General features: G+C 43.1%; 5 protein-coding genes and 2 pseudogenes. 6 read left to right on the top strand and 1 reads right to left on the bottom strand.

Features of this window, described 5'->3' with window-relative positions; genetic code table 11:
• Together G4V62_RS13730 and G4V62_RS13725 are read left to right on the top strand one after the other, a co-directional pair.
• Window positions 1-142 (top strand): annotated as a pseudogene (locus tag G4V62_RS13730) (IS5/IS1182 family transposase); the annotation flags it as partial.
• Window positions 143-232: 90 nt separating this feature from the next.
• Window positions 233-1,198: pseudogene (locus tag G4V62_RS13725) on the top strand (RNA-guided endonuclease InsQ/TnpB family protein); the annotation flags it as partial.
• 158 nt (window positions 1,199-1,356) lie between these two features.
• On the opposite strand, the gene cidR reads toward G4V62_RS13725, so the two are convergent.
• Entirely contained in the window at window positions 1,357-2,247 is an 891-nt protein-coding gene (gene cidR, locus G4V62_RS13720) for a cidABC operon transcriptional activator CidR (RefSeq protein WP_165203133.1), read from the bottom strand.
• Window positions 2,248-2,462: 215 nt separating this feature from the next.
• On the opposite strand from cidR, the gene G4V62_RS13715 reads away from it, so the two are divergent.
• Genes G4V62_RS13715 through G4V62_RS13700 form a run of 4 tightly spaced genes read left to right on the top strand, consistent with a single transcriptional unit; the run spans window position 2,463 to window position 6,451 of the window.
• Window positions 2,463-3,365 (top strand): ROK family transcriptional regulator, encoded by a 903-nt coding sequence (locus G4V62_RS13715; RefSeq protein ID WP_165203131.1) that lies wholly within the window; start codon window positions 2,463-2,465, stop codon window positions 3,363-3,365.
• A gap of 11 nt (window positions 3,366-3,376) precedes the next feature.
• A complete protein-coding gene (locus G4V62_RS13710) occupies window positions 3,377-3,697 on the top strand; it encodes an ROK family protein (protein ID WP_165203129.1) in 321 nt (106 codons plus the stop codon).
• A gap of 38 nt (window positions 3,698-3,735) precedes the next feature.
• On the top strand, window positions 3,736-5,538 hold the full coding sequence (locus G4V62_RS13705; protein WP_165203127.1) for a class I mannose-6-phosphate isomerase: 1,803 nt from the start codon (window positions 3,736-3,738) through the stop codon (window positions 5,536-5,538).
• Window positions 5,522-6,451 carry an ROK family protein gene (locus G4V62_RS13700; RefSeq protein ID WP_165203125.1) on the top strand — a complete coding sequence of 310 codons (930 nt, stop codon included), beginning with the start codon at window positions 5,522-5,524 and terminating at the stop codon, window positions 6,449-6,451. The genes G4V62_RS13705 and G4V62_RS13700 overlap by 17 nt, the downstream gene beginning before the upstream one ends.
• The last annotated feature ends 1 nt before the right edge of the window (window position 6,452 follow it).

The raw sequence follows: 6,452 nt of genomic DNA, 5'->3' as shown, positions 1-6,452 counted from the left end.
TGGACTCAATCATGTCCGTCATCGGACAGGTAAGAAGGCAAGGCTTCATTTCCAATTGGTGACGCTTGTTTATAATGCCTCCAGAATGGCCACAGATCGGATTAAACTAGAAATGGAGAAACATTCGATAAAAGCAGCGTGATTCTATTTCCATCCCATATTAAAAAACTTTAAAAATCATCGTAGAGTAACTCAACCCATTTTTAAAAACGTCAATTATGAAATTGATTCTAGTGATAACATCCTTAGAAAAGAAATCACTCAGCTAAAGAAAACAGAGCTTCCATGGTTAAATGAGGTGTCAAATAATGTAGCGAAACAAGCTGTAAAAGATGCGTGTAATGCATATAAACGCTTCTTTAATGGATTGGCTGATAAACCAAAATTTAAAAGTAGACGGAAGTCTAAGCCGTCATTCTACAATGATACAGAAAAACTGAAAGTGAAGCAGATGCAAGTCCTCATTGAAAAAGTAGGATGGATGAAAACAGCCAGATTCCGATGAGTATCAAATATACCAACCCTAGAGTTAGTTTTAACGGAATGTATTGGTATTTGTCCGTTGGTGTTGATCAAGAGAAACCACAAGTTGAGTTAACAGAAGAAGTCATTGGAATTGACGTTGGAATAAAAGAATTAGCAGTGTGTAGTAACGGCACGACGTTTAAAAACATCAACAAAACGAAAGCGGTTAAGAAGCTAGAAAAGAAATTGCGTAGATTGCAGCGCGGCGTATCTAGAAAATACGAATCTAACAAAGAAGGGAGTACGTTTGTCAAAACGAGCAATATTATAAAACTCGAAAAGCAAATAAAGTTAGTTCATCGTAAATTAGCAAACATAAGGAATAGCTCATCAAACAACGAAAAAGATAGTGAAAACCAAGCCATCTAAAGTTGTCATGGAAAATCTGAATGTTAAAGGAATGATGAAGAACAAACATCTTTCAAAGGCAATCACAAAGCAATGTCTACATGAGTTTAAAAGACAAATGGAGTACAAATGTGAGTTTTACGGTATCCAACTTGTACTCGCTGACACATGGTATCCATCGTCAAAAACATGTAGTCATTGTGGACACTTGAAAAGAGACCTTAAATTATCAGATCGTACATACAATTGTTCGGCATGTGGTTTAAAGATAGATCGAGACTATAATGCAAGTCTAAATCTATCTAGCTATCAAGAATTAGCGTAGTATCACCTAAAAGAGCACGCTGATATGTACCATTCGTTGTATGGGAATTTACGCCCTCGGAGTGTTATATCAAACGAAAGTAGCTTCGGCAAAATCGGACACGTAGAACAGGGAATGAAACATAACTTTATAGAGTTATATAAGGTTTTGGCAACGGTCTACAGTCCTTCAAGCATCATTCGTTCTTGGGTAAAGGAGAGCCAGGCGCGTGTTGCATAAGAGACATAGTGATCCTTTTTCCAAATCAATGCAAGGCTCCAGTGCATTGTAGGCTGAATGATCCGTATTGTATGCACATCTTCCTTTAGTAGCTTCGTGACACTGTGGGGAAGGATAGAAAGACCTAACCCCGCGGCAATCATTTTCCCGATAAAATCCCATTGTGCGCTTTCGGCAATCATTCGGGGCTTAAATCCAGCTTGTTGGCAAGCAGTAGTAATGCGGTCGTTTAACGCAAAGTCTTTATTGAACATGATAATGGGCTCGTTCTGCAAATGTTCAAGCTTAATTTGCTTTCGATTGGCTAGGGGGTGAGAGGGAGGAATGACGACCATAAGCTCTTCTTTTAAAAAGGTAAATGAATGAAAATGCTCATCCAGTGTCGGTAGCACGGTAATTCCCGCATCTAACTGGTCATCTTGAATCCCTTGTTCAATCTTTTTGGCACCACTTTCAAAAAGCTCAAATGTGATATGGGGATGCTTCTGGTGAAACTCCCCGAGCAGGCGTATGATCTGCTCGCCATCCATGATAGGCGGCACGCCGATGCGAAGGTGCCCTTTCTGTAAGCCGACTAAGTCATCAATTTCTTGCTGTAAGTGCTCAAAGGCTTGGTGGATCGTTTGTGCTTTTTCTAAAATAAGCCGCCCTGCATCTGTCAAAACAAGCTGTTTACGCGATCGTTCAAAAAGCTCAACACCTAACTCATCCTCCAAATTTTTAATCATTTTACTGATTGTTGGCTGTGTCACAAATAAGTTTTCAGCCGCACGAGTAAAGCTACGGCATTTGGCTACTTCGATAAAATAAGTTAAGTGCCGGATATCCATCACAATCACCGTCCATTTACATTGTCTTCTCCTGTCAGTATACCTTACTTACAATTGAATTGTTTGGTGAACATAAGTAAGAAGACGCAACATGCATAATTAAAACGATTTTAAAAACAATGTAAAGTTATTAGAAAAATGATTGTTTTTTTGTTCGGAAAGGTTTATTCTATTGATGGAAATTAAAACGGTTTTAATAAGGAGGTGAGTATTAGATGGAATCGAACAGGTCTGCGAGTAATGCTGATCATATGAAGCAAATGAACCGATCCGTTGTATTAAGTCTTATTCGTAATGAGGGGCCTATTTCAAAAGCTGACATTGCTGAAAAGACAAAGCTGACGTTTGCTACCATCTCCAATATTATTCAGAAGCTTTTTCAATCAAATTTAATAAGTGAGCAGGGACATGGAGAATCTAAAGGTGGTCGAAAGCCCGTTCTCTATGGTCTGAATGCAAACGCTTACTATGCGGTCGGGGTCGAGGTAGGCGTGTCGCAAGTATCGGCTGTGTTAACCAACCTGCAGGCAACGGTTGTCGCTGAAGAAAAAGTGCCGACAGATGCTTCATTAGAAAGTACATCGATCGTCGGGCAAATGTTTGCTGTCATTGATACAGTAATTGAAACGGCAGGAGTAACAAAGGAAAGTATCTTAGGCATCGGCATCTCGGCCCCTGGTCCATTGGATATTGAATCGGGCGTGATCCTTCAACCGCCCAATCTAACCGGATGGCGACATGTTCCTCTGCGAGATATGGTCAGTGAACGGTATCGTCTGCCTGTGCATTTAGAAAAAGACGCGAATGCAGCTGCTTTAGGGGAAATGTGGTTTGGTGCCGCTAAAGGCAAGGAAAACGTCATCTTTATCTTAGCTGATGAAGGGATCGGCGGCAGTGTCATTTACCAAGGGAGATTTTATCGAGGGTTTAATAACGGGGGTGGTGACCTCGGTCACGGAACGATCGATATTGACGGGCCCTTATGTAATTGTGGAAATTATGGCTGTTTAGAAGCATTATCCTCTGGTTTAGCGGTCGTTCGCAGAGTAAAAGAAGAGGTACGTCGCGGTGTCTCAAGTCAGTTAAGTGTATTGATTGAAGAGGATGAAAAAAACTAGCGTTACGTAACGTGATCGCTGCGGCACAAGGCGGCGATGAGCTGGCCCGACGTATTCTCGATGAAGCTGGCCGGTACATCGGTATAGCGTTAACGACGTTTATCCACTTTTTTGATCCTGAAGTTTTACTGATCGGGGGGTCGATGGTCAATCATTATGAGCCGATGATGCCAACCATTGCCGATATGATGAAAAAACGAGCTCTTTTACACCATCCCCAAAAGGTTCAGATTCAAAACTCGTCTTTAGGGGAGAGGGCGGGGCTCATCGGTGCCGCTACACTCGTTTTACAGTCATTTTTTGATGAGCCAAATCAAGTGATCGTCGAATAACAGGAAAGTTCAATATGAGATGAAGGGGGAAGAGTGACATGTTTGAAAAAAGACCATTGAATCCTGTGCGTCAAGCGCTGTTACAAAAAGATATGGTGGAAGGGTACGATTCTTTATTGGAGCACGTGCTGGCGGAGGTGGAAGACAAGCAAAAGGATGTCGTTACGTTCGTAATCGATGGGACACACGGTGCAGATTTTCAAGCGCTGTTACAGAAAGCACTTCCTTTTGTGCAAGAACGAGGGCTTCGTTTTGAGGTGCTTGACACGTATGGGTATTTGAAATCGGGATCAGAACTGAGACAACATTTTCAAAAGAACATTACCGATAATCGAGCTTTTGGCTATGTGGCAGATCAAAAGCTAGACGAGTATTTTCGTGCTGGGACGCAAAACGACTTTTCAACTTATGTTACTGAATTGAAAAAGACAGCAAATGAGCCAACGGTCTGCATTGTTTTTGGACCAGGAGCATTGTGGGTGTCAAATGGTTGTGCGGACGTATCTATTTTTCTCGATGTGTCACGCGAGCACCAAGAGATTGCTCATAAAAACGGTTTGCTGAATTTTGGTTTTAGTTGGAATGTTGATGCTGTCGAGAAGTACAAAATAGCCTACTTTTTAGAGTGGCCATTACTGGAGACGTATCGGAAGGAAACGCTCACTGCCTTTGATTGGTATGTCGACATGAATGAACCTAAAGATCCTGTAGCGTTGACTGTCGGCGACTTACAAAAGGTTATTCGGGACATCGCTCGTTTTCCGCTTCGTGTCAAACCATTTTTAATGCCAGGTATTTGGGGAGGACAATACTTAAAGAAGGTAGCTGATTTACCAGAAGATATGGTGAATTGTGCATGGAATTTTGAGCCGATCGCACCGGAAAATTCTGTGCTTATATCGAAGGGGGAACACATCGTTGAGATTCCCTTCCTGCTCGTCATGGCCTTTGCGCACGTGGATATGATAGGTGAGCGAAATGCTCGTCTGTTTGGCGATTATTTCCCTGTTCGCTTTGATTTCCTCGATACGATGGATGGTGACAACTTGTCCTGTCAAGTGCACCCGAAACAAGCCTATGTCCGTGAAACCTTTAACGAATTTATGGAACAACAAGAGTCGTATTACATTATGGAAAAGCAAAATGATGCGAAGGTATATCTCGGTTTGACGGAAGACTGTACCGCGGAAGGCTTCCGAAGTGCTGTTGAACAATCTCAGGAGACAGGTGAGCCGATCGCATTTACCGATTACGTTCAGGAATGGCCGAGTGAAAAAGGTGATTTTTATCCCATTCCGACGGGGACCGTTCATTGCTCAGGGAAGGATAACTTCGTCTTGGAAATCTCTGCAACAACATGGTGGTTTACCTTTAAAATCTACGATTACGTCAGAAAAGACGCAGATGGTAAGCAACGACCGATCAATATTGATTACGCCTTTGACAACATCGATTTCTCTCGAAAAACCAATTGGGTTAAAGACCAATTAATGAAATCGCCGCAGCTTGTTAAGCAGCAAGGAGAGAATGAAGAGTATGTGCTCGGTGAGCGGGATGATCTGCTGTTTTATGTCAATCGCCTACATTTAACCGACCGCTGGGAAGATGATACAGCCGACGAATTTGTCATGTTTAACCTCGTGGAAGGTGAACGTGTACGTATTGTTTCATTGGAAGATGAGAGTGTGTCTGTCGAATTTAATTATGCGGAATCGTACATCGTTCCGGCAGCGTTTGGTGCTTATGCGGTCGAGAATTTAGGAAGCACGCCATGTAAGCTGATTAAGGCTGGCGTCGCAAAAAATTGGGACGTGAGTTTGGTCGATGATTCGCATGCCTGATTACGTCTTGGCCTTCGATGTTGGAGGAACGTATATTAAGGCCAGTATCGTACGCTGCGATGGTGCGATGGTTGACGGGGTGCACGTGTATCCATCTCATGCAGATGCACCGAAAGATGAACTGATCGATCACTTTAGCGAATTAATCCAAACGCAAGCAAAACGGGTACCTGATGGAGGAATCATTCGTGGGGTTGGTATGGCTTTTCCTGGGCCATTCGACTATGAAAAAGGGATTTGCCAGATCAAGGGGTTACAAAAGTTCGATGCGTTATATGGAGTCAATCTAAAAAGTGAATTGACCGATCGACTGACTGCGTTACCGGAGCTGAAAGGAAGATGGCTTGAAGCTCCGGTCATCGCTTTTGAAAATGATGCGGCGTTATTTGCTTTAGGCGAATGCTCGTATGGCGCAGGACGATCTTTTTCCCGTGTGATTGTGTTAACCATTGGCACGGGATTTGGATCAGCTTTCGTCAGCAATGGGCATTTAGTGAAATGTGGTGAGGGTGTCCCGCCTGAAGGATGGCTGTACCGTGTGCCTTATCTCGACGGCATCATGGACGATCATTTCTCCCGCCGAGGTCTTCTTAGGCTTGCTTTAGAGACAGGAGTGGCTGACGTCTCGGCAGGTGCGGATGATGTGAAGCGCTTGGCAGAGCGCGCACTAGCAGGAGAAAAACGACCGGTTGAAGTGTTTCAAAAATGGCGCAACCGGTTGGAAGACGCTCTTTCCCCAGTCATCGCGTCGTTTAAGCCAGATGCGATCATTCTCGGCGGACAGATTGCCAAAAGTGGAACGTTGTTTGTTGTCGATCAAATGAAAGGCGTCCCTGTCCGTATTTCCGACGATTTATCGTTCAGTACATTTAAAGGAGTCTGCCAGCTTTTTGCCAATTCAACTAAAAACTAAG

It is taken from the genome of Litoribacterium kuwaitense, assembly GCF_011058155.1.
GTDB lineage: Bacteria > Bacillota > Bacilli > Bacillales > DSM-28697 > Litoribacterium > Litoribacterium kuwaitense.
The sequence above is the reverse complement of the archived record's forward strand: the minus strand, read 5'-3'. Positions and strand labels throughout refer to the sequence as shown.

Excerpts from the sequence above, each read along its gene's own strand:
- cidR (WP_165203133.1), bottom strand. The coding sequence starts at position 2,247 with ATGGATATCCGGCACTTAACTTATTTTATCGAAGTAGCCAAATGCCGT.
- G4V62_RS13715 (WP_165203131.1), top strand. The coding sequence starts at position 2,463 with ATGGAATCGAACAGGTCTGCGAGTAATGCTGATCATATGAAGCAAATG.
- G4V62_RS13705 (WP_165203127.1), top strand. The coding sequence starts at position 3,736 with ATGTTTGAAAAAAGACCATTGAATCCTGTGCGTCAAGCGCTGTTACAA.
- G4V62_RS13700 (WP_165203125.1), top strand. The coding sequence starts at position 5,522 with ATGATTCGCATGCCTGATTACGTCTTGGCCTTCGATGTTGGAGGAACG.